This is a genomic window from Novosphingobium sp. ERW19 (assembly GCF_012641315.1).
Lineage (GTDB): Bacteria > Pseudomonadota > Alphaproteobacteria > Sphingomonadales > Sphingomonadaceae > Novosphingobium.
In genome coordinates, this window is sequence record NZ_JABAIC010000022.1 from 1 (window position 1) to 20772 (window position 20772).

Genomic DNA, 20772 nt, shown 5'->3' on the forward strand with positions numbered 1-20772 from the left:
CGCTCTGCCTTCGGCCACAAGTTTGAGGCAGAATTCGACGAACAGCGCGCGGGCAGCGATCACCCAGAACTGGGCTTCTCCGCCCCCGTCATGGGGGACGAGGGCGTCCGCGGCGGCCCAGAACTCACCTTCGGAGCGGCATTCGTCAAACAGGCTCCACTGGGGGCAGCGCGCATCGAGCGGGTTCAGGATGATGTCGCAATGGGCCGCATGGAAGTGCTCGATAAAGGCGCCGGTCAGGTCGAAGACCACGCAGCGCTGGCCCTTGGCTCTTGCCTCCGCAATCATGTCGGAGATCGCCACGGTCTTGCCCATACCGGTGGTGCCAATGAGCATCGCATGGCTTTGCTCGAGCCGCCAGGGATAGGAGACCGTGGCGATATGCGATGGCCGATAGGGAAAGACACGGGCGATCTCTCGCGGCAGGCTGAGCCGCCATTTCCAGCCCAGCGCGGAATCGAGCTCACGGGTGCGCTCGCGCCGGTTGTGCGCGGTCAGTTCATCGACCAGCTCGGGGAGCGTGATGAGCATCGCGCCGCGCTCATGTTTGCGCTCTTTGGAGCGGCCACCGAACCGCTCGGCGAACCAATAGAAGACGGCAAAAGCGGGTACCAACAAGAACCCGGAACGCCACAAGGCACTGGTCAGAAGCGCCATCAGCTTCTCCCACGCATGGACCACCGGGGGGTAGTGCTCGAGCTGGGCAATCGGAAACTGGATGGTCGCGCCGAAGGCGGTTTCCAAGGTGATCCGTTTGGCGGGATCGAACTCCATGAAGCCGTAGATGGCAGCGTAGATCCGCATCCAAACGAGATAGACTTCGTGATCGGTGAGGCCTGCCGAAATGGTCCACCATGAGGTCCATGAGAACACGAGCGCGGCGACAATCAATGGGCCCTTGAGACCCGCCGCGAACATGAAGCTGAAGTGTCCGAGCAGCTGGCTGCCACGCGTGAAGTTGACGAGATTACGCTTCATCGGAGCCTCCCTCGCCAGCGGCTGTGGAAAGACCGAGTTCCTTGCATTTGCGCACGTAAGCCTGGTGAGCCCGACCGCGCAGCGCGTGGTCGGGGTGCCCTGCCAGCAGCGCATCAACCCCGACCATGAGGAACACCGAGCGGCGGGAAATGCGTTCAATGGAAGCGTCGAGCCGCGAGGCAAGCTCGTCCTCGGTGCAGGCATTGGCGAGCAAGGCGCGAACCCACTCGCTCATGCTGATCCCCTTGGCCTTGGCAGCCTTGCGGATCAGCGAACTGAGCTCGCTGGAGATGTAAACCTGGAGACAGATTGGCCGTGTCATGCACAGACTCCTTGTGGTCAGGAGCCCGGTTCACACTGCGAAAGGCGAGGTTGAAGCTAAGTCAGATTCAAGAACATGTCAAGAACATATGGGACTGCGGAATTCCGCCATTCTCGGCCTCGCTTTGGTCAAATCCACGTAACTCCCCTCGCCCACGTCATTTTTGACGGAGAAGCTGCCATTTCGCCGAATTCGATCCATGAAACTGTAATTACTTGCTTTTCCGTCAATCATTCCAGCGATTTGTCGCGTACGGTGTGCTTTCGTCAAGAGGGACTGAAGCCTGTTTCCGGTCTTTAGAGCTCATCTTCGAAGTGCCTGAATCTTTGGCATTTCAGGGGGTGCCGCTTGGCCGTGCGGCCATGAGTTTCGCGGCCAGTTTTCCGACCAAATCCGGCTTTGTTCCGGAATGGGGACCAAATAGCCATCAGAAGCAGGGATGCCGCCGGACGAGCAAACCGCTTCCGTTACAGGCATGATCGCTTAGCCATTCAGCTTGCTGGCGGGGATCAGTGGGCCGTCGCAGATGCGCTTCATAAGGTCCGCCTGCTTCGGCTCCAGCTCGACCAGCAGCGCCAGAACATTGAGCACGTTGATGAGCTCGCTGGTGTATTCGGGTAACCACCGATCGGGCTGGATATCGCCGAGCGGAGAGGGCGGGCGCTTGTCGCCGATGAGGGGGCGTTCGCGGTTCTTGCGGCGGTAGCTGAACCATTGGCGCAGCACCTGTTTGCCCGACACTTCATAGGCCCAGACGGCGGGTGGGACATTGTCGATGAAACCGGTGCCGACGAGGAGTCGGCGCCTGGCGGCATCGTATTCGAGCGTGTCGGGAAAACCCTCGGGCGTGGAGGGGATTGCGCCGTCCTTGGGCTGGGTCGGGCCGCCTTCGCCAACGCGCGGCGGACGGGGTGGGTCTTCGGTGGCGAAGCGTTCCCCGAAGGTGTGCAGCCGGATCACCTCGCGGCCCAGCTTTGCGGCTTCGGCAAAGAGCGCAGCATGGGCAGTCATCGGCACCCGCAGGCCGGGGCGGACGAGGTCTTCGGCGAAGCTGGCGGTGTAGGCCGGATGGGCCAGCAGCGCCGCGACATAGGCAAAGATATCGACCGAATCGACCGGCGCGCCGAATGCCTTGGAGAGAAGCGCGATGACGGTAGGGGAGATGTTGGCTTCGGTCGCGGCGGCGGTCTTCCACAGGGCAAACACTCGCCCGCCGAATGACCCTTTGTATTGATGGAGATCCGGTATGAGAGCCGTTGCTGAAATCGCAGGGCCGGATTTCGGACTGTGCGCCATAAGCGCAGAGAGAAAAATCTGCTTGTCGCTGTAGTTGTCCCAGAGGCCCGGATTCGGCTGATTAATGACCCGCGCATCGGGCAGGATATACTGCCGGTCAAACGACCGGAAACCGTATCGAACCGGAGCCTCCCCAGCGAGAGCGCGACGCGCCAAAAGCCGTAGTTTCTGGTCCTCGTGGTCAACCTGCTTTGGTGCATCTTCGACAGCAGTGAGCACCTCGCGCTGAGGCCACCAAAGCGCCTTTCCGGACTTGCCGATATGCCTGTCGCCGGGTTTGCCGTCGCGCATATGGGGCTGGAAAAGCATTGCGCGCTTATCCGCCTTCGGCTCTTCAACAAGCCGCTTCCAGCGCTGCTTCAGCGACACTTCATCCGGGGCGATGATCCATGTGCGCCCCGGCATTACGCCCGAACCGCAATCGCCAATTACCGCATCAAGCGGGGCGAATGCGCCCCACCCTTCCCGAAGTTCCGGGAGGAAGGGCGCGCGCGGATCGGAGGGGCAATCGCTCCACCCGCCGCCCGCCAGCGTGATGGTTTTCAGCTCCTCGAATTTCTGCTCGCGGCGACCCTTGGCGAGCGCCCGGTAGCGCACCCGCGCAGCGTCCTTGCCGGGCTCACGAGAGCGGCTTGCGAGCACGATGCAGACCGGGTGTTGCACGCCCTGAAAAATGCGCGTTGGCACATCGGGCTGATGGCCTTCGGGCGTGCAATCAATCACCCAGATATCGTCACACTGGCTGCGCAGATCGGCGCGCATTTTCTGGAAGCCATCGCCGTTCAAAAAACCCGCCACGGTAATGTAGCAGACCATGCCCGAAAGCTGTTCCTGAACGGGCGGGTCGAGGTCTCGTCCACCGGCACCCTGCTCAAACACCTTCCAAGCCGCCCAGCGCCAGAAATAGACATAGAGGTTGCGCAGATGTTTCGCGTGCGCGCCCACTTTCCATTCCTTGGGCGGCTGCCAGGAATTGAGGGGAATATCCTCGCGCTTTTGCTTGGCAGGGCTGCCGTTCTCGACCCACGCACCCTTGCCTTTGGCCTTCTCCTTGTAGGGCGGGTTGCCGATGACGACGGTGATGGGTTCGCTGCGCTTGACCTTGTTCGCCTCGGTGCGCGATTTCGATATTTCGCGGTAGATGCCTTGACCGGTTTCGAGATCGGCAAAGGGATCGCCCAGCGTGTCGGTGACGAACAGGCGCGGGGTGGCGTCTGCGCCGATTTCCAGCATCTCCGCCAGCAGCCGTAGCTGCGCCACGGCAAAGGCACCGAATTGCAGCTCGAAGCCGACCAGACGGCCCGCGATCTCGTTCATCGATGCCGCGACATTGCCCTCGCCATCGCGCGCAGCGATCGTGGCCTTGATCCGCTCGATCAGGCCCAGCAGAAAGGTGCCCGATCCGGTCGCCGGATCGACGATATGCACGTCCTTGCCGGCGAGGCCATCGGCGATGCCGAAGCGGGGGCTTTTCAGCGCCTCGTCGCACAATCGTACCATGGTGCGCACGACTTCGGGCGGGGTGTAGTAGCTGCCTGTCAGCTTGCGCAGCTTGTTGTCGTAGACCTCGAGGAAATCCTCGTAGAAATAGAGCCAGGCCTCGGGATCGCCCTTGGACACCTTGGCCCATGAAACCTCGTCCAGCACGCGGGTCAGCGTATCGAGCGCGGGGCCAAGGTTGAGGTCCTGTTCGGTCAGCAGCCGCAGCGCGGTGCCGATCAGCGTGTTGGCCTTGCCGAGTTCGCGCGCGACATGGTCGAGACCGCCGGTCAGCGCCATGTCCTTCGACTTCGCCATGAGCAGACCGAAGGTGACGGCCTGCGCATAGCCATCGGCGAACTTCTCGTCATCGGCATCGGGGAAGAGCAGCGCCTTCCAGTCGTCCTTGAGGTCGGTCAGCCGCGCGTTCTTTTCCGATGCGCCGAGCTGTTCCAGCACCTCATCCCGCAGGAATCGGCACAGCCGTGCGGAAACGCGCGCCAGTTCGGTCGCGCTTCTGGGGGGAATGGGGTTCCAGGTGAGGAAGTCACTGAGCAGCGGCAGGAAGGTTTGCGGCGCGGCGAGCTTCGCTCCCGCATGTTCGATCCCGCCATCGAGGTGGACGATCTGTCCAACCAGCACGCCATCGCGCCACAGCGAGAAGCTGTCACCATCGGTGTAGAGCAGGTTGGGCAGCGCCTTGAGCTTGTCCCACTGTTCCTTGTCGTGGCCGGTCTTCCATTTGCGCGGATCGGCCCCTTTCCCGGGGGCCTTCACCTCGATGAAGCCGACGAGAGCGTTCTTGACCTTGACCGCATAGTCGGGCCGGGTGCGCATCTCCGCAAGTGAGGTTTCGCCGGTCAATACAAGGTTCTGCACTGCCGGATGCAGGATTGCCGCAACATCGGCGAATAGAGTTTCGAGCGGCGCGCGAAGCTGATCCTCCGGCTGACCGTCACCGCCCGCCAGCTTGGCCTTGGCCGCAGCGCCGAATTCCCCCACAGCCTTTTCGATGGTTTTGGCTTGCGTCACCCGATGCCTCCCGTGCATATTCTGTGGCACAGGGCGCGCTGTGCCCGCAACGGCTTTGGACAAGTAAATGGCGGAAGATTCTGGCAATCTGTTCGGTGGCTCGGCCCAATTGGGCTTCGACCTCGGCGACGATGTGCCTGCTCCGTCGTATGAGCCGGATCGCGATGAGGTCCGCCGCGAGCTGCACGACATACTGGCCGAGGCTCGCAGCGCTCAGGCAGAATGTCCGTGGGACCGGCAGACGTTCAAATACCACAAGGTGGTTTTCCCGCAGATGGCCAATTGGTTGCCCGAGGATGAGCGGGACCAGTTGCGCTTCGAGTTCGCGCGGGAAGTCGAGCGGATCGAGCTATTGCTGGCGGCGTAAGCGCGCCTTGCCGGGCGGATTCGGGCGACAACGATGGTCACCGACAGCCTGATGGCAGACTGCACAGTGTCCGCAATGACTGGGATTGGTGGCTCCTGTCTGAGCAATTTCAGAGGTCAGCGCGCGATTGCAGGCCTTGGTTGTAGCCGGATCACGCTAGCGTGCTGATTTCCTACATACAACGACGGGCCTTTTTTGCTACGGTCTTAGCGTGGGGTCGTACCTATGGATTGATCAACAGCGGGCTATTCTGGCAGTACAGTGGCTTGGCGGCAGCTACGTAGAGGGGGCAATAAACGACCATGGCGAAGGTCCCATTCAGCGTTTCGGCACGCGCCGCGCGGCTGATTGGACGCGAAAATGTCGGCACGCCCCAAGGTGCTGTTACCGAGCTGGTAAAGAATGCTTATGATGCCGATTCAACGGTTTGCGCAGTTTTATTCCTGCCGAGATGGTCAGAGTTGCCCGCCAAGATCACGCAGCGGGAGCATGATACGCTGCTACGCCTCGCCCCGAACATTGATAAATTTTTCGTCCCCGATGGTGATATGTGGGCCCTCACGTCCTGCAATTTTGTCGAAGACCAAGAAACACTAGCAGAGGCGTTTGCGCAATTCCTCGAACTTTGGATCGTTGACAACGGTCATGGCATGTCGGCTGAGACGATCAGGGACCGCTGGATGGTCATTGGTACCGACACCAAGGAAATCAATGATCGATCAGTCGGAGGCCGCGTAGTCACCGGCGCGAAAGGCATCGGTCGTTTCGCACTCGATCGCCTTGGCCAAGAATGTGAACTATTCTCGGCTTTGCCCGACAGCAGCGAGACCACGCACTGGCTTGTCGATTGGACCGAGTTCGAAGGAGCGGGAAAGATCATCAGCGATGTCGAGGCGGTACTTGAAATAGAGGCGCGCCATCTATCCGACGCCTATGTAGAATTCGGCTTAGATGCGGTGCTTCCCAAGGTGGGGCCATCCCGCGACGACGAAAGCAAGCCCCTTGATTTCACAAAGGGAACGGCGATTCGGATCGGCTTTCTACATGACGTCTGGGACGCTCGCGACAGCCTTCGCCTTAAGGAAACGCTGGAAGCGCTTCTTCCGCCGCATGACCGCGGTGATTTCGATATCTTCGTCTATGATCACCGCGCTCCCGCAGAGAGCGGCTTCATAGACAATTTTCCTCCCGATCACTTCGACTATCGCATGGTGGCCAGGGTCGGCGAGACAGGCGAGATCACGATTACTTTGGACCGACGCGAGATCGACGTGCCACGCATCCGGTCGCGGGTCTTCCAGCTAGAAGCAATGAAGAAGGCACCCTTCAGAAAGCAGGATTTTGACGCCGGCTCGGTGACCTACACGACCGATCTGGGACGACTAACGGGTGCAAAAGACGAAGCACTAGCCGATTACAAGGCCATCGGCCCGTTCTCGTTTACGCTCTATTTTTTCAAGCTCACTAACCCCACCAGTGATAACCTGCTGCGCTATCCCCAGAAGAGTTTCGACGTGGGAAAGCGAAGGCGCTGGCTAAAGTCATCAGGCGGCATTCGGTTGTACCGCGACAATTTCCGAGTGCGGCCTTACGGCGAGCCCGGCTCGACGACGTACGACTGGCTGCTGCTCGGCGATCGGGTCGCCCGCAATCCGGCACCGGCGTCGCGGATAGGCTGGCGTGTTCCACCAACCCAAGTCGCAGGGACGCTGCATATCAGCAAGGTCGGCAATCCGCACCTGGCAGATCAGTCGAGCCGCGAAGGGGTCATGAACGAGCGAGCGTTCGAGGCCTTCCGCACAATCGTGCTCGCACTGATCAAGGAATTTGAGAACGACCGGGCCTATGTCCTCGGCCAGTTCAGTGCTGCTTTCGACCTTGACCATGAAGAAGAGAAGGAAGCGGAACAGGGCCGCCGTATCGCTGAGGAGCTTCTCGGCAAAGCGGACGCGTCGGAGCCTGCCGACGACGAAGAGCAATTTCCTCCCGTAGAGGTACAGTCGGACCTGTTCGACCAGCAAAAGACCCCAATCGAAGAAGCGCAGCGTGATAACGAGCTCGCGCTGCGGCAGGTATCGCAGGCCTATAGTTCCGAGGTTCGCAAGAACGAAAGTCTTCGGGACGATATCCAAGTCATGCGTGGCATGGCGACGCTTGGAACCGTGCTTGTTTCTTTTACACACGAACTTAAGCAGGTCAAAACCAATATAGACAGCCGCTCACAGCGACTGTCCGATGCCATCGAAAAAGTCGCTGACCAGGATCGTCTGGCCGCCTTGACACCTGCGCACAACCCTTTCCGGATGCTGGAACGTCTGCGGCGGCAGGACGAAAAGGTCAGCCGGTGGGTCAACTTCGCTTTGTCGGCGGTGTCGCCAGCCAAGCGGCGGCGGCGGGTGGTGAATCTGGCAGAGTATCTTGCAGGCGTAGAGAGCTATTGGGAGGAATTCCTGCAATCCAAGAGCATTTCCTTAGGCATCGGCCCAAGTTCTATCAAAAGTCTCACAGTACTTGCGCACGAGATCGATCTTGATAGTATTTTCTACAATTTAATCAATAATTCTGTAGAAGCATTAGTCAAGCCGTCGGCGCCAATGGAGCGTAAGATAAAGATCGACATTAATGCGGAAGATGATGGGTGGATCGATATTCGATACAACGACAACGGTCCGGGCATTCCGAACGAGTTCAATATTGCTGAGGATATCTTCCAGTTTGGCACCTCCTCGAAAAAGGAAGCGGTCAGTGGCGATGCTGCCGGGACAGGGCTAGGCATGTGGCTACTCAAGACCGTTGTTGAGGAGTATCGTGGGTCTGTCTCGTTGCAGAGCGCCATGGGCGAGCCTGGTTTCTCTATCAGTATCCGGTTGCCAATGTACCGATCTCCAAGCGCCGAGGCTATGAATGGCTGACGCGACACAGGCTACCGAGCGCCCGATCATCGCCTATGTCGATGAAGACGAAGACGCACTTGAGGATTTTCTCATCGATGCGGATAACAGCAACCTCTTTCGTGAAGTGATCATTCTTAAGCCTGAAGCGCGCCTCGCAGATATGCTCGAGGTGCTTCTGACGCTGCCGATTGACGCACTCGTATCCGATTTTCGGCTCTCCGACGCCTCACCGATTGAATATGATGGCGGGCAGCTGGTTACCGCCTATCTGGCCGCACGAGCAGAATTTCCCTGCTTTATCCGGACCTCGTGGGACAATGACGCACTGCACGGCACAGATGACGTCAACCGTGTCTATTCCAAGGAAGAAGGTTCGCAGGATCTCAATAGACCCTTGTTCGAACGTATCAGCCTCCAGATTGCCCATCACAAGTTGCAACTGCAAAAGTGGTCGGACGAACTAGAAGCGCTTTTGGCAATCGAACGCAGCACCCTCACCGCCACCCAAATCGAACGGATTGTACAGCTCGACACGCGCATAGAAGCTCAGTTCGGAGCAGACCATGCCGTGAGCCAAGATGCCCGCCGGGCGATCTTCGACGGCGGTCTGTACAGCCGCAAGCAGGAGCTGCTCGCGGATACCGAAAGGCTTATCGCCGATATAAAGAGGACGCTTGGTGAGGAAGGCGCCACCGATGGCTGACGGTCTGTCGATACGCGCTCGCGTGCCCACGCGCCGAAAAGTTCCTCCGCAAACGCGCTATGGTTTATATCGAGACGACCTCCGGCAGGATTTCGCCAACGCCTGCGGGTATTGCGGCGACGATGATTTGAGAGTCGACCGAATTACGTTCCATATTGATCATTTCGCACCGCGGAAGATTTTTCCGGCGCTGGAATGCGACTATGGAAACCTCGTGTATGCTTGCCGCTTCTGCAACATGGCCAAGTCGGACCACTGGGTCGGCAGTGACGCCAGTGTTCCAAATGACGGGACACGCGGGTTCGTCGATCCGTGTTGCGATCAGTATGAAGCGCATTTCCGGCGCGATCCCTCCGGCCGCATTGTCCCTGTAGGGGAGCTCGGAGCCTATATCGCGAAACGCCTGCGCTTCAATTTGCTACGACACGAACTGTTGTGGCAGGCGCGACGAGCACGCGTGTTGCGGGACGAGGTCAAAGTGCTGATTGAAACGATGAAGGCTCGTGCAGTGAAAGGCGACGCATATATCGAGCTGCTCGAGCGCTATGTGAGCCTGACTGAAGCGATTGATGACTATGAATTACGTGCTGCCGCTTAAGGATCGGGCATCAATCCGGCTTACGGGCGCGGTCTATACACCAACGGACGTCGCCTCGGCGGTGACATCTCACGTCCGAGGCCTGGTTCGCACCTTGCGGCCCACGATCCTCGAACCCAGCATCGGGGACGGTGCTTTTGTGGACTCGCTTGCGCGTCATTTTCCGAGGGCTAGTCTGACCGGGGTCGATATCGACATCGGCGTAATCTCGTCATTGAACTTGTCCGCTGGTCTCTGGCCTGGTGAGGCTGCGTTTCATGCGAGTGATTTTCTAAAATTTGCTTGCGACAGGATTGTATCGGACGGCAAGAAGTTCGATCTGGTTATCGGTAACCCACCTTTCATCCGAAAGCACAACTATTCTGATAAATTCAAAGAAAATCTAAGTAAGCTGTCAAATCTTATCGAATATCCGCTTCCGCAACTCAAGAATAGCTGGGTTGCGTTTTTGGCGGCTTCGACTCGGTTGCTCGCGGACGGTGGCGTCGCTGCTTTTGTGATACCCTACGAGATGATGACGGTTGCCTATGGCCAGCAGGCTCTCCTCTGGCTCTGCAATGAATTTTCTAGAGTCGATCTTTTCATCTCTGATCAGAAGGCGTTCCCTACGCTCGATCAGGATGCGATAATTTTTGTCGGTCAGAAGCGCCCCAGAGTACCAGCGGGTCTGTTCATTCAACGTGTCGTCGAGATGACTGAGTTAGGGGTGGCTCGGGAGCACGCACTCGAGATCACTGGGGAAGAAACGCTCGCGCTTGAACTCAACAAGTTTCTGATTTGCCCGGCGACGCTACCTTTGATCCAGCGCCTCAGACGCGAAAGCCGTAAAGTTTCCGATTATTGCACCAGCGCTCCCGGCATTGTCACCGCAGCAAACGATTTTTTTATACTAACAGAAGCGCGAGCGAAGGAACTCCAACTCCTAGAATTGACGCTGCCCATCCTGAAAAAGGGCAGCTTCGCGAGCCGGCTACCCATCTTCTCGGCAAGCGACTTCGCAGCTATCGCAGAGCGCGAACCTTGCCGCTTCCTCCGGTTGAACGGCAAGCGAAGCGAGTTTCCGTCGAAGGTTGAGTCTTATCTCCTGACAGGCGAGGAACGCGGTTTTCATAAGCGCTACAAGTGCCGCAACCGAGAGAGATGGTATGAGGTGCCACTCGTACCCCGCGCTGACGGGTTCGTCTTTAAGCGCTCGCACGAATATCCACGGATATGTTTGAATGCCGCAGACGTCTTCATTACCGACACCGCCTATGGTCTGCGGGCGCATGAGGGCTATTCTATGCGCGGGATTTGCTTCTCATTTTACAACTCCCTGACGCTGCTCTTCTCCGAAATAGAGGGCCGCTTTTACGGTGGGGGAGTGCTAGAATTAACGCCGAACGAATTTCGCGCGTTGCCCCTGATATATCATGAACCGAGCGACGCCGAGTTCGCGGCGTTTCTCACCGCGCACTCCGGTGCAGCCGACATATCGTCTATACTCGATTTCGGCGACCGATGGCTTGGAGAGAAACTGGCGTTGAACGAAGCTGAGCTTCGATCTTTACGTGGTGCCTGGTCCTCGGTGCGTTCGCACCGCCTTCGGCATGGCAGGCCGACTTAGTTGCTTTGAGTTTGCAGCAGGTGCGAGCCGTTCCCCTTCATTCCAGCTCAAATCCGCCGAACCAGCCTAAATCTGCGCACTCGTGTAGCTGAGGGATCTCCTCAAGCCTCCCGTAGGGTCCCAAAACCAGGTGACGGGTCACTTGCCCGCCCTTGCGGAGGATGATTCTGCGGTGCCCGTGCGGGTAACTCCGACGCGCCAGGCAGCACGCCCAAACGGGGCGTAGGCCTGAAGTCTGCGCCCCCATAGGGACTTGCATTCAGATACGCATCGCATATATTCAATTCTGAATTGAATGAGGATTGTGAGTCGATGAATACAGAAACCGGATCGATCTTGGCCGATCTTAGGGCGTCGTCGGGACTGACGCAACGACAGGTCGCCGAACGGATGAGTGCCAATCAGACGCGTGTCTCGCGGATCGAAGCGGGCGACGGCGACGCAACTGAAGTCTCCGCCTATCTGTCGGCAGTGGGCACACCCGAAGCCGCCGCCCTCGCTGAGCTTCTAGCGCTTGAATGGGTGCATTTGCCGCAGCCTTCGTTGCGCCATCCTGATCTCTCCACCTTGGTATCGGTGGAACGCGGCCTCGAAACGGTGCGTGAATTCCTGGGCGACGGCCAGGTGCCGACCGTGCTCGCCGGGCAGGCGCAGCTGCTCGAGCGGCGGCTCGAGGACGCAGGACGTTATCTCCTCTCGCTGGACCACGAAGTGGTCTATGTCGGCGAGATCGGCGTCGGCAAGACGACCGCAGCGTGCCGGCAGGCTGGACTGGTGATCGACGAGGCGACAGCCGCCGACCTCAAGGGCATGCTGCTGGATACCGGCGGCGGCCGCACCACTTTGTGCGACGTTCGCGTGGAGACAGGTGAGCGGTTCGCGCTCACTGTCGAGCCGGTGAGCGACGAGGAGATCTACAAGCTCGTCGGCGAGGTCTGCAAAGGCATCTTCGAGAAGCTCTCCGGCGAGCCTTCCTCCAATAGCGTGGAATTCAGGCCGGCCGAGGAAGTCGAACGTGCGCTGCGCAACATGGCCGGATTGCCGCGGCCGGCACGGGCGCGTAAGGGCGCCGCAGCCGTGCCCGATCCTGCCGCCGAACTGGCGAAGGATTACGATACGCTAGAGGCGTTTACCGCCGAATTCGCCGCCCGGCTCAGCCTCTGGCGCCGCAGCCGGCGCACGGTCGAGTTCGAAGGAATCGACGCCAAAGCGGGGCGCCAGTGGCTACGCACGACCTTTACGGCGATCAACAATGGCCGGCACGAGGATTTTTCCTTGCCCGACCGCATCACCGTCACAGTCCCTTTCGCGCTGATTTCCGACGCGCGATTGTCGATCACGGTCATCGACACCCGCGGAGTCGACGGAAGCGCGGTGCGCCCTGACATCCTCCTGCATCTGAAGGATCCGCGCGCAGTCACCTTGCTCTGCTCGAAATGGGGCAGCGCGCCTGATCCGAGCGTGCAGGCGCTGCTCACCCATATCAATGAAACCGATGCTGATCCGGCCCTGCTCGACCGCGTCGCGATCGTGGCGCTGGCCCGCTCGGGGGACGCCTTGTCGATGCGGCACGATTCGGGCGAGGCGGCAGAGGACGTCGCTGAAGGCTATGAGATCAAGCTCGGCCAGATCGAGGACGCCTTGCAGAAGATTGGCCTCGCCGGAATCGAGAGCTATGCCTTCGACGCGAGCGGGGACGATCCCCGCGAGCTGACGGCCTTTGTCCTCGACCGCATCCTCGCGGTCCGGAACGCCCAGGCGCAAGCGGCGATGGCGACGATCGAAGCGATCAGCCAGATGATCGAGAACCGCGCCGAAGCCGAGGCGATGGCGGCATTGGCCACGGTCAGCGGCAATCTCACCCGGTTCGCCGATCGCAAGGCGGGGCTCCGCGGCGCAAGGCGTCATCCGTATGAACGGCTTCTCAGCGCCGTAACCAGCCTCCACGCGCGGACGGTGTGGGCGGCGACCCTGCGCAACGGCCGATTCTGGAACTTCGACGTCTTTCAATATCTCGGGGATGGCGCTGCCGCCGAAGCCAAGATCCGATCATCAGAGGTGGTCGCGGGCTTGACGGCGATCATCGAGTCGGACTTGGACAATGGCGAGCTGGAGAGCGCGCGCGGCTTCCTGATGCAGGTTCTTGCCAATATCGCCCAATGGGAAGCGGACTTTGTCAACGCCGCGCGGCATCACGGCGGCGCGGTCTACTTGCCGCCGCTCAGCCGCGCGCAAGAGCTGTGGGACGCCTGCGAGCACGATTACGGGCTGGGCATGGGCGGATATCGCGAAGGTGTCGCTGACCGATTGCGGGCTTGGTTCGAGGACAATGTCGAGCTACGAGAGGAACTTGAGCGGCGGATTGCGCGGGCTTGGGAGACGAGCTTTATCGCGCCGCTTAAGCAGGCTGCCGGCATCAGCCCTGATCAGGCGCAGGTGGCAGCGCCGTCGCTGAATTTGCAAACGGCAGCAACGGAATAACGAATAACTAGCTTCGGCAACAGCGTCATCCCAGCATTCGTTCGACGGCTGCACCGATCTGTTCTGCTGCTTTGAGCGCGTGTCCATCATCGAGGTGGGCATAGCGCGACGTTGACTGAATGCAGACATGCCCCAGCAGTCGCCCGATCATAGGCAGGGTCTCTTTGTTCATTGCGGCATGGCTAGCGAAATTGTGGCGTAGGTCGTGCAGCCTGAAATTCCTGAAGCCCGCGTCAGCCCGAAACTCGCTCCAGAAGCGGTGAATGTCAGTTACCGCCTTCTTACCGACAGGATTCCAGAAGACCCACGGCACCTTGTCATATCGCGGACAGGTGTCGAGCACCGCACGTGCCTCGTCGCCCATCCAAACCATGCGCGGACCAGTCTTTCCGTACCGCAGCTTGAGGCGCGTGCCGTGAATGTCCTGCCAATGCAGGCCGAGGATTTCGCCTCGGCGGCACCCGGTCAGGGCTAGCAAGGTAATCGCCTTGGCCGCCAGCGCGCGCAGCGGCTGATCGCTGGCGCGTTCCTTGGCCAGTACTGCGCCAAGGCGCTGCAACTCCTCAGGTGACAGGAAGCGCTCGAAATGATTTCGGCGGTTTGTGCGAACAACGCGGCATGGATTGGTGTTTTCAAGCCGATAGCCCCAATCTTCGGCCTTGTTGAGCATGAGATTCAACAAGCCCAACGCCATGTTGGCTGCGCCCGGCCCGGTCTGCCGGTTGACCTCGGCGAACCACCGGGTGACATGCTCCTCGTTGAGCTCGTCGATACACAGGTCATGAAATGCGTCTTGCAGGTAGAGCCGCCGGTAGCTGGCGTTGACAGTCCATGTCTTTGCAGACCAGCGGATCGCCCACTTCTCCCAGAACTCGTCGAGAAAATCGCTGTAACGTGGTGCTGACCTGATGCGCTTGCGCTCACTGGCTGGATCCTGGCCCACCCGCGCGTAGGCCAACACAATCCGCGCAACCTGCGTTGCCTGCGCCCGCGTCAGAACCGACGCTGGCCCCAGCGTCACCGTCCGCAGCTTGCCCCCCATCCGCGTCTGCACGATGTAGACGTTCCTGCCGGTCGCGTAGTGACGAATGCCGAACCCATGTTCGATCCCGAGCCAGGTCGTCGATCGCGGCCTTCCTTTCGGAATACGGACGAAGCTGACGTCCGCACCGACCCGAGCTAACGCCTGCTCCACCACCTGCTTCAGGCCGAGCGCCGTCATACGCGCAGACCTAAAGCGCCCGCGAGCGAACCCGAGACGCGCTTTGCTGCGTCGGCGACAATCTCGTCGGCGAGGTGGGCATATTTGGCGGTTGTTTCAGGGAGCACATGGCCGAGCAGTTTGCCGATTGTGGCGAGGGGGACATCGTCCATGATCCCGGTCGAAGCAAAGCTATGGCGGAGGTCATGGAGGCGCACGTCGGGCAATGCGCAGCGGCGCCGGAAATTCTCCCACCACCTTTCGAGATTGATTGGTTTCGTCCCGTTGTGATTGGGAAAGACGTACGGACAGTGTTCCACACGAGCAATTCCTTCAAGAATCGCCAATGCCTGACTGTTCAGCCAAATCACCTTCGGGCCAGTTTTGCTATCCGGAAGCACAAGGCGAGGCGGCTTGACCCAGTCCCATTGCAACCCCTCGATCTCGCCGCGACGTGCGCCAGTGAAAAGAAGCAGCCGCAGTATCGCAACCTGCGTCGGAAACTCTGCGTCCTGCGCGCGCAGCTCCGCGCCGACGCGCGCATATTCGCGAGGCGTAAGATACCGCTCCATCGCTTGCCGCTTGTAACGCGGCATCCCCCGGCACGGGTTGGAGCCCTTGCGGCGCATCTTGAGCGCCTCGGCATAGTTCAAAAGCGATGCAAGCACGGGGATCGCGCGGTTGTAGCGAGCCTCGCGCTCGCCTGCGCAAGCATCACGCCAGCGCACGACATCAGCTTTGGTGATGTCAGCCACCAGAATGTCACCGAAGTGGGGAGCAAGGTCTAAGCGCCAGGCATTGGCGTTGCGCCTTGCGGTGGAGGATTTCCATATCCGCGACAGGTCGTCAAAGTAGGTAGCCACAAAATCGTTCATGGTTGGCGTTGACCGCACCACGACCCGCTTGGGCAGTCCGTCCAGCGCCACCTCGGCAAGCAAGCGGCGCGCTTGCGAGCGCGCAAGGGCTGCGTCGAGCTCTGTCGTCCTTCCAAGTGTGATCCGCCAATGCTTACCGCGATGTCGTAGCCGGACAAACCAGTAGTAATTCCCAGTCGGGCGAACCCGTAATCCGAACCCTGCAAGCTCGGTGTCCCAGATGCAGTATTCGTTCGCCTTCAGCGGCAGATTCCGGCGTGCGAAATTGCCGTCAAGGAAGGCCCTGTTGCCCTGCTTTTTCACTGCGGGGACCATATAGCCATCAGCAATATCAGAACTGCCGCCTAAAGTCCCGAAATTCTGCGGATTTTTGGGGACCAGATAGCCTTCGCTAGCAACCGATCTGCCAAGCGCATTGCTGAACGCGCGCACTGATTCTATTGCACTTTTTCCCATAGAAGGGCGGTTTACCGCGTGCGTTTTGCGATCCCCATTCAAAGGGTCCTCGGCAACTAGCCGATCCGCGGATCGCGATAGGCACAGACGGGATCGACGCCTATGTTGCAGCCAATATTCCGGACAGAAAGGAGGCGCCGCATGGGCCAGGTCACACTGAGTGCGACACCGAAGGGCAACGGCTTCCAGGCGACAGTCACTTACCCGAACGGGGTGTCGATCAGTTCCTCCGAGGCTTTCCCGACACAGGCAGAAGCCATTGAGGCCGCGGCGTTGAAGGTTCTGGGTATGCCGGAACGGCTCGCCGATCTCGACCGTCCTGACACCGCCGACTGACGCTGTCGACGCGCCTTCCCGTATCGGCCGAGGGATGCCGCAACGGTCTGCGAGCAAAAAGAAAGGAGGAAGCCCTGACGGACTTCCTCCCAAACCGGCGGGTCAGAATTCATCGCTGAGACGGCCCGGCACGGTGTCGATGACACGGTCCAGCATGGCCTTGGGCAAGGCGCCGTAGTCGCCTTCATCGACCGCGATATAGCCTGCCTCGTCATCGGTCAGGACGTACTGTGTGAAGTAGCTGTGAAGGGACCGGGCATGAGCCTGATCCAGGGCAGCAACGAAGGCTGCCTGATCGGCGGCGGGACCAGCAGCGGCAATGTTCAGTGAAGCGTACATGATCTTTCCTCCTGATGTTCGATGCGTCGCATCAGGAGCTGCGAAGGATGTGGGTGACGGGCTGGGTCAGGGACCGCGATAGCGGCCGCGAAGCGGCGATGGGGGCAACGATTTTTGCCGGGCTTGCCCGGTAAAAATGGTGGGGCCCCGTCGTCCTTGACGCAGCCCCAAAGCCCGCATCACACTTGGTCTTTCTGCGAGAGAGACCTCTCCAACGCCTGCGCAGAAGCGCAACGCCTGCCCCACAAAACATTTTCCTACATGCGCCCGCAGTGCCAAGATCGGCAGCGGAGGGGACCAACGGCCAGCAAGAAGGAAGCACTATGGCCAGGTCCAAACCTACTGCCCGCGATGCCTTGAAGAAGCTGCGTGAACAGCGTGCCCAACTCGAGAACGAGGAGGCGCGTCTCCGCGAAGAAGCAGCGACCGAACTCGGAAAGCTGCTGATCGAGTGCGGCGCGGAGACGATCGATCCGGCGCAGTTGCGCCAGATCGTTCGCGCATCGATGGCCCTCGGGATCGAGGAGACGCTGAAGCGGATTGCTCCCGCGTAAAACCCATCCGGCGGCGGCAAGGGGTTCGATGCCCCGCGCCGCCGCATCGCACGCGTGCAAATGAATAGGCCCCGATGGCGTCTGCCACCGGGGCCTTGTCGTGAGGCAAGGACATTCAGTCCTCATCGATATCGGGAGCACCTTCGTTGCTGCCGGAGCGGCCCTTGGTGAGGAAGTCGACCTTGTCGGCGATGATCTCGCAGCCGTAGCGCTTGGTGCCGCTCTGATCTTCCCACTGGGTGTAGTGGATGCGGCCTTCGACCGTCACGAGCTGGCCCTTAGTGCAGTACTTGGCGACGTTCTGACCCAGGCCATTGAAGCAGGTGATCCGGTGGAATTCGCTGTCCTTGGCGGTGTAGCCGTTTTCGTCCTTGTAGGTCTTGCCATCCTTGCGGGCGGGACGGTCGGTCACGACCGATATCGAGGTGATGCTGGTTCCGCCCTGGGTGGTGCGGGTCTCGGGGTCGCGAGCGATGCGGCCAACGAGGATAACGAGATTGGTCATGGGCTTTCTCCTGATCGAGCATTCCGGGTCCATCCCGGCTGCAAAACCCGAGCAGAAGCGCCCCATGGCGAAGCGCACCAAAGGGAAACCCGGAACTGGTTCGGGTGGTGCGGGCAGCCGGGCACGCAGCATCGCGCCGAAAAGTGGGAACCGGTTTTCGGCACCAGCGATGCGCAAAATCGTGCCCGGCAACTCGGTCGGACCTGATCCGGGTTGCGCGTCTCGACGGGGGGTGATTCAGGGACAGGTTTGCATCGAAGCCGGGTGGAGCTGGATGCCTTGAACAGGTTTGCCCTGACTCGTTTCCCTCCGGTCTTGGCAGGATCATCCACCCCGCCCCTTCACCGGAGAACCCCCTCTTAGATCACGGTACCGACCGCTTCAGCAGGTGGCACGCTCCAGGGCGCAACTGCTTCACCGCGGCCAGGCATGTCGATCGTCACCCCTTCAGCGCCGTCCAAAGGGTTGCCGCGAAGCATCCAGGCCTGCGGCGTGATCAAGCGCGCCCAATCGGCAAAGGAGGGGATCGAGCCCAAGTCTTCGCGCACGTGCTGTTCGCCGACCAGACGCACCGGAACGACCCGGCCATCGGCATTGACGAGGGTCTCGCCGAAGATCGCCTCCAGCATGAATATCCCCTCGGCATGGTGCCGCAGCGCGCGGTGTCGTGGGTCTGCCAGGATTGCCTTGGACTGGTCGAACCACTGGTGCAGCGGGAGATAGTCATCGACCGTGCCGCCCCATTTCCGGACCGAAGAGAGGGCGTGGTAGTAGCAGTGGGCCATGCCGGGTCTCCTAGAGCTCGGTCGAGTGATCATCGGTCGCGGTGAAACGCAGGCTGCAGTCGAGCACGAAGGTCGCTTCAGCCACATCGATCACCAATTCGCCGCAGGCACCGTCGTTGATCTCCCAGCCAGGATGGTGACGTTCGAGCGCCAGGTAGGTCAGCTGTTCGAGTGCCTGCCCGAGTGATTGCGGCTCTCTGGAACCGGTACGATCAACGCTGCCTGCTTCGCCTTCCAAGAGGGTCACATCCGGGCACGGGATCCCCGCGCCGGCTGCATCGAGGCATGCACATTCTTCAACGGCACCGCTGTCGCCGCAGCCGTCAAAGCGGATCTCGACACGGGCGATGCCGGCATCCTGCAAGCGCGGAAGAATGGCGACCTTGACCTGCTGAATCTCTTCAGCAACCTGCATCTGCCGCTCGGCCTGGCGAACGGCAAAATCGGCCATCACAGCCTCGATATCGATCATGAACTGCCTCCTGTAAAAAGGAGCCAACGACCTCCGCTGGCTCAAACTGACAGGCGCGCGCCTTTCCTCTGACGGACGACGCCAGCGCCGACCCGGCGCTGGCGCGAGGACTGGCATGACCTCAGTCAGTGGCTGCCGAAGTGCTCTTCGGATTGGTGCCAAGGGGCCCGCGCCGATCGACCACGGTGATCCGCCGGGCCTTGGCTTCGATGACCAGACGTTCGAGCACGCCATTGCCCGGAAAGGCGATGACGTAACGTGGATCGAGGGAGAGCATCCGCTCGTTGCGCTTGAAGCCAGCACGAGCGCCCAGCCGCATGTCGAGCGAGAACGTGACCTGCGGGATGCCGCGCCGTTCGGCCCAGCTCGATGCCAGACGGTCGACGCCTTTGGTGTCGCCGCCATGGATGAGCACCATGTCGGGCACGCGGTCGCGGACCTTGTCGAGCGTTGCCCAGACGTTGTTGCCGAAGGTCAGTGCATCGTCCTCGGTCGCATGACGGGTGCGCCCGCCAGCGAACACGACAGGGGTTCCTTCGGGCACCGCCGCACGGCGCTTGGCCTCGGCACGGGCGCGCAGGAAATCGCGACCTTCGACGAGCGCAGAAGTCATCATGGCGCTGTGATTGAAGCGCGAACTGGAGACCGGCTTCCAGGAGGAACCGAACTCATTGAGGTACAGGGCTGCTGCGACTTCGCGCATCTCTTCGAGCGCCAGCATCGCACTTTCGGCGCACTGCGCTCGCTCGACCTGGGTCTCGAGGTCATGGGTGTGGACCTCGGATCCGTCGGCAGTGGCGATCAGCGCGCGGACCTCGTCGGTCGCCCTGTCGAGGGCCGTCGATTTGCGTTCCGCCGAGCGGTGGAAGATGTTGACGAAGGCCCAGCCAAGATCCTCGGCGTCGGCTTCGAGCGCGGTCCCGGACACCATGGCGAAAAGATCGGACCAGACCGCTTCGAGGGTTTGGACAACCGCCTCCCGGACCGGGAAATCGCTGGTCGATACGGGAGCAGGACCGATGGAGAAGCCGGCAAGATCGAGCCCGGCGAGTTGGTCGGCGAATGACGTGTGCATGGGGAAGTCCTCCTGACTGGCGTGAGGCCGACGCACCCGTTCATGGCTGCGCCAGCGAGAGCCCGCCAGGGCCAGCTTCAGGCAGGATTGCGCACCCGTCAGGGGGAACCCGGCTTGGCGGGCTGGCGCGGGCAGGCCTTGAGCCCGAAGGGCCAAGGCCAACACGGGTCCGCCCAAGCCGGGTTGCGCAAGACTGGCGGCTGGCCCAGGGCCTCTCTCGCATGGCGACAGACCATGAGCGGCCGACAAAGTGCAGTCAGGGATGGCAACCCAGCACTGCGCCTCACCAACTCGCAAACCTCAAGCTGCGCGCTTGGTGTAGACCCCCTCGCCGTTCGACATGTGCCCGAGGCAATCGTAGTCGCCAAACAAGGCATCGAAACGGGATGCGATCTGGGACAGCCAGCGCTGTGCCCGC

The 20772-nt window shown here is 60.5% G+C and carries 18 protein-coding genes; 8 read left to right on the top strand and 10 right to left on the bottom strand.

Features of this window, described 5'->3' with window-relative positions; translation table 11 throughout:
* The 3 genes from HGI46_RS21280 to HGI46_RS21290 form a co-directional block, all read right to left on the bottom strand.
* Positions 1 to 978: type IV secretion system DNA-binding domain-containing protein (locus HGI46_RS21280; protein WP_168905765.1), on the bottom strand; the 978-nt coding region annotated here is incomplete at its 3' end.
* The gene (locus tag HGI46_RS21285) at positions 968 to 1300 is read right to left on the bottom strand and encodes a hypothetical protein (protein WP_168905766.1); all 333 of its coding nucleotides are present in this window, start codon (positions 1298 to 1300) and stop codon (positions 968 to 970) included. The genes HGI46_RS21285 and HGI46_RS21280, both read right to left, overlap by 11 nt.
* 483 nt (positions 1301 to 1783) lie before the next feature.
* A complete protein-coding gene (locus HGI46_RS21290) occupies positions 1784 to 5107 on the bottom strand; it encodes a type ISP restriction/modification enzyme (protein ID WP_206065884.1) in 3324 nt (1107 codons plus the stop codon).
* A gap of 67 nt (positions 5108 to 5174) precedes the next feature.
* Between HGI46_RS21290 and HGI46_RS21295 the strand changes: the two genes are divergently transcribed.
* From HGI46_RS21295 to HGI46_RS21320, 6 genes are all read left to right on the top strand, one after another.
* Positions 5175 to 5474, top strand: coding sequence for a hypothetical protein (locus HGI46_RS21295; RefSeq protein WP_168905767.1), 300 nt, complete (start codon positions 5175 to 5177; stop codon positions 5472 to 5474).
* 302 nt (positions 5475 to 5776) lie between these two features.
* Positions 5777 to 8386, top strand: coding sequence for a sensor histidine kinase (locus HGI46_RS21300; protein WP_168905768.1), 2610 nt, complete (start codon positions 5777 to 5779; stop codon positions 8384 to 8386).
* On the top strand, positions 8379 to 9071 hold the full coding sequence (locus HGI46_RS21305) for a hypothetical protein (protein WP_168905769.1): 693 nt from the start codon (positions 8379 to 8381) through the stop codon (positions 9069 to 9071). Before HGI46_RS21300 ends, HGI46_RS21305 begins: the two co-directional genes overlap by 8 nt.
* Entirely contained in the window at positions 9064 to 9669 is a 606-nt protein-coding gene (locus HGI46_RS21310) for an HNH endonuclease (protein ID WP_168905770.1), read from the top strand. The genes HGI46_RS21305 and HGI46_RS21310 overlap by 8 nt, the downstream gene beginning before the upstream one ends.
* Entirely contained in the window at positions 9647 to 11275 is a 1629-nt protein-coding gene (locus HGI46_RS21315) for an N-6 DNA methylase (RefSeq protein WP_168905771.1), read from the top strand. Before HGI46_RS21310 ends, HGI46_RS21315 begins: the two co-directional genes overlap by 23 nt.
* Before the next feature lie 312 nt (positions 11276 to 11587).
* Positions 11588 to 13756, top strand: a complete 2169-nt coding sequence (locus HGI46_RS21320; RefSeq protein ID WP_168905772.1) for a helix-turn-helix transcriptional regulator — start codon at positions 11588 to 11590, stop codon at positions 13754 to 13756.
* A gap of 25 nt (positions 13757 to 13781) precedes the next feature.
* Here HGI46_RS21320 and HGI46_RS21325 read toward each other — a convergent pair whose 3' ends face one another.
* Positions 13782 to 14978: a site-specific integrase gene (locus HGI46_RS21325; protein ID WP_168905773.1), complete on the bottom strand. Its 1197-nt coding sequence runs from the start codon at positions 14976 to 14978 to the stop codon at positions 13782 to 13784.
* Positions 14975 to 16288, bottom strand: coding sequence for a site-specific integrase (locus HGI46_RS21330; RefSeq protein ID WP_240946941.1), 1314 nt, complete (start codon positions 16286 to 16288; stop codon positions 14975 to 14977). Before HGI46_RS21330 ends, HGI46_RS21325 begins: the two co-directional genes overlap by 4 nt.
* Positions 16289 to 16429: 141 nt before the next feature.
* Between HGI46_RS21330 and HGI46_RS21335 the strand changes: the two genes are divergently transcribed.
* Positions 16430 to 16624 (top strand): hypothetical protein, encoded by a 195-nt coding sequence (locus HGI46_RS21335; RefSeq protein WP_066554159.1) that lies wholly within the window; start codon positions 16430 to 16432, stop codon positions 16622 to 16624.
* 102 nt (positions 16625 to 16726) lie between these two features.
* Here the strand turns inward: HGI46_RS21335 and HGI46_RS21340 are convergent, their stop codons facing one another.
* Positions 16727 to 16963 (bottom strand): hypothetical protein, encoded by a 237-nt coding sequence (locus HGI46_RS21340; RefSeq protein WP_030092316.1) that lies wholly within the window; start codon positions 16961 to 16963, stop codon positions 16727 to 16729.
* Positions 16964 to 17286: 323 nt separating this feature from the next.
* Here HGI46_RS21340 and HGI46_RS22310 point away from each other — a divergent pair, with 323 nt between their 5' ends.
* The gene (locus tag HGI46_RS22310; RefSeq protein ID WP_039338502.1) at positions 17287 to 17517 is read left to right on the top strand and encodes a DUF6437 family protein; all 231 of its coding nucleotides are present in this window, start codon (positions 17287 to 17289) and stop codon (positions 17515 to 17517) included.
* A 115-nt stretch (positions 17518 to 17632) separates the two neighbouring features.
* Here HGI46_RS22310 and HGI46_RS21350 read toward each other — a convergent pair whose 3' ends face one another.
* From HGI46_RS21350 to HGI46_RS21365, 4 genes are all read right to left on the bottom strand, one after another.
* Positions 17633 to 18022 (bottom strand): single-stranded DNA-binding protein, encoded by a 390-nt coding sequence (locus HGI46_RS21350; protein ID WP_007688363.1) that lies wholly within the window; start codon positions 18020 to 18022, stop codon positions 17633 to 17635.
* A 359-nt stretch (positions 18023 to 18381) separates the two neighbouring features.
* On the bottom strand, positions 18382 to 18807 hold the full coding sequence (locus tag HGI46_RS21355) for a hypothetical protein (protein ID WP_168905774.1): 426 nt from the start codon (positions 18805 to 18807) through the stop codon (positions 18382 to 18384).
* A gap of 10 nt (positions 18808 to 18817) precedes the next feature.
* A complete protein-coding gene (locus tag HGI46_RS21360; protein WP_168905775.1) occupies positions 18818 to 19279 on the bottom strand; it encodes a DUF6878 family protein in 462 nt (153 codons plus the stop codon).
* Between the two features lie 121 nt (positions 19280 to 19400).
* Positions 19401 to 20354, bottom strand: a complete 954-nt coding sequence (locus tag HGI46_RS21365; protein WP_168905776.1) for a DUF2493 domain-containing protein — start codon at positions 20352 to 20354, stop codon at positions 19401 to 19403.
* Positions 20355 to 20772 lie beyond the last annotated feature (418 nt).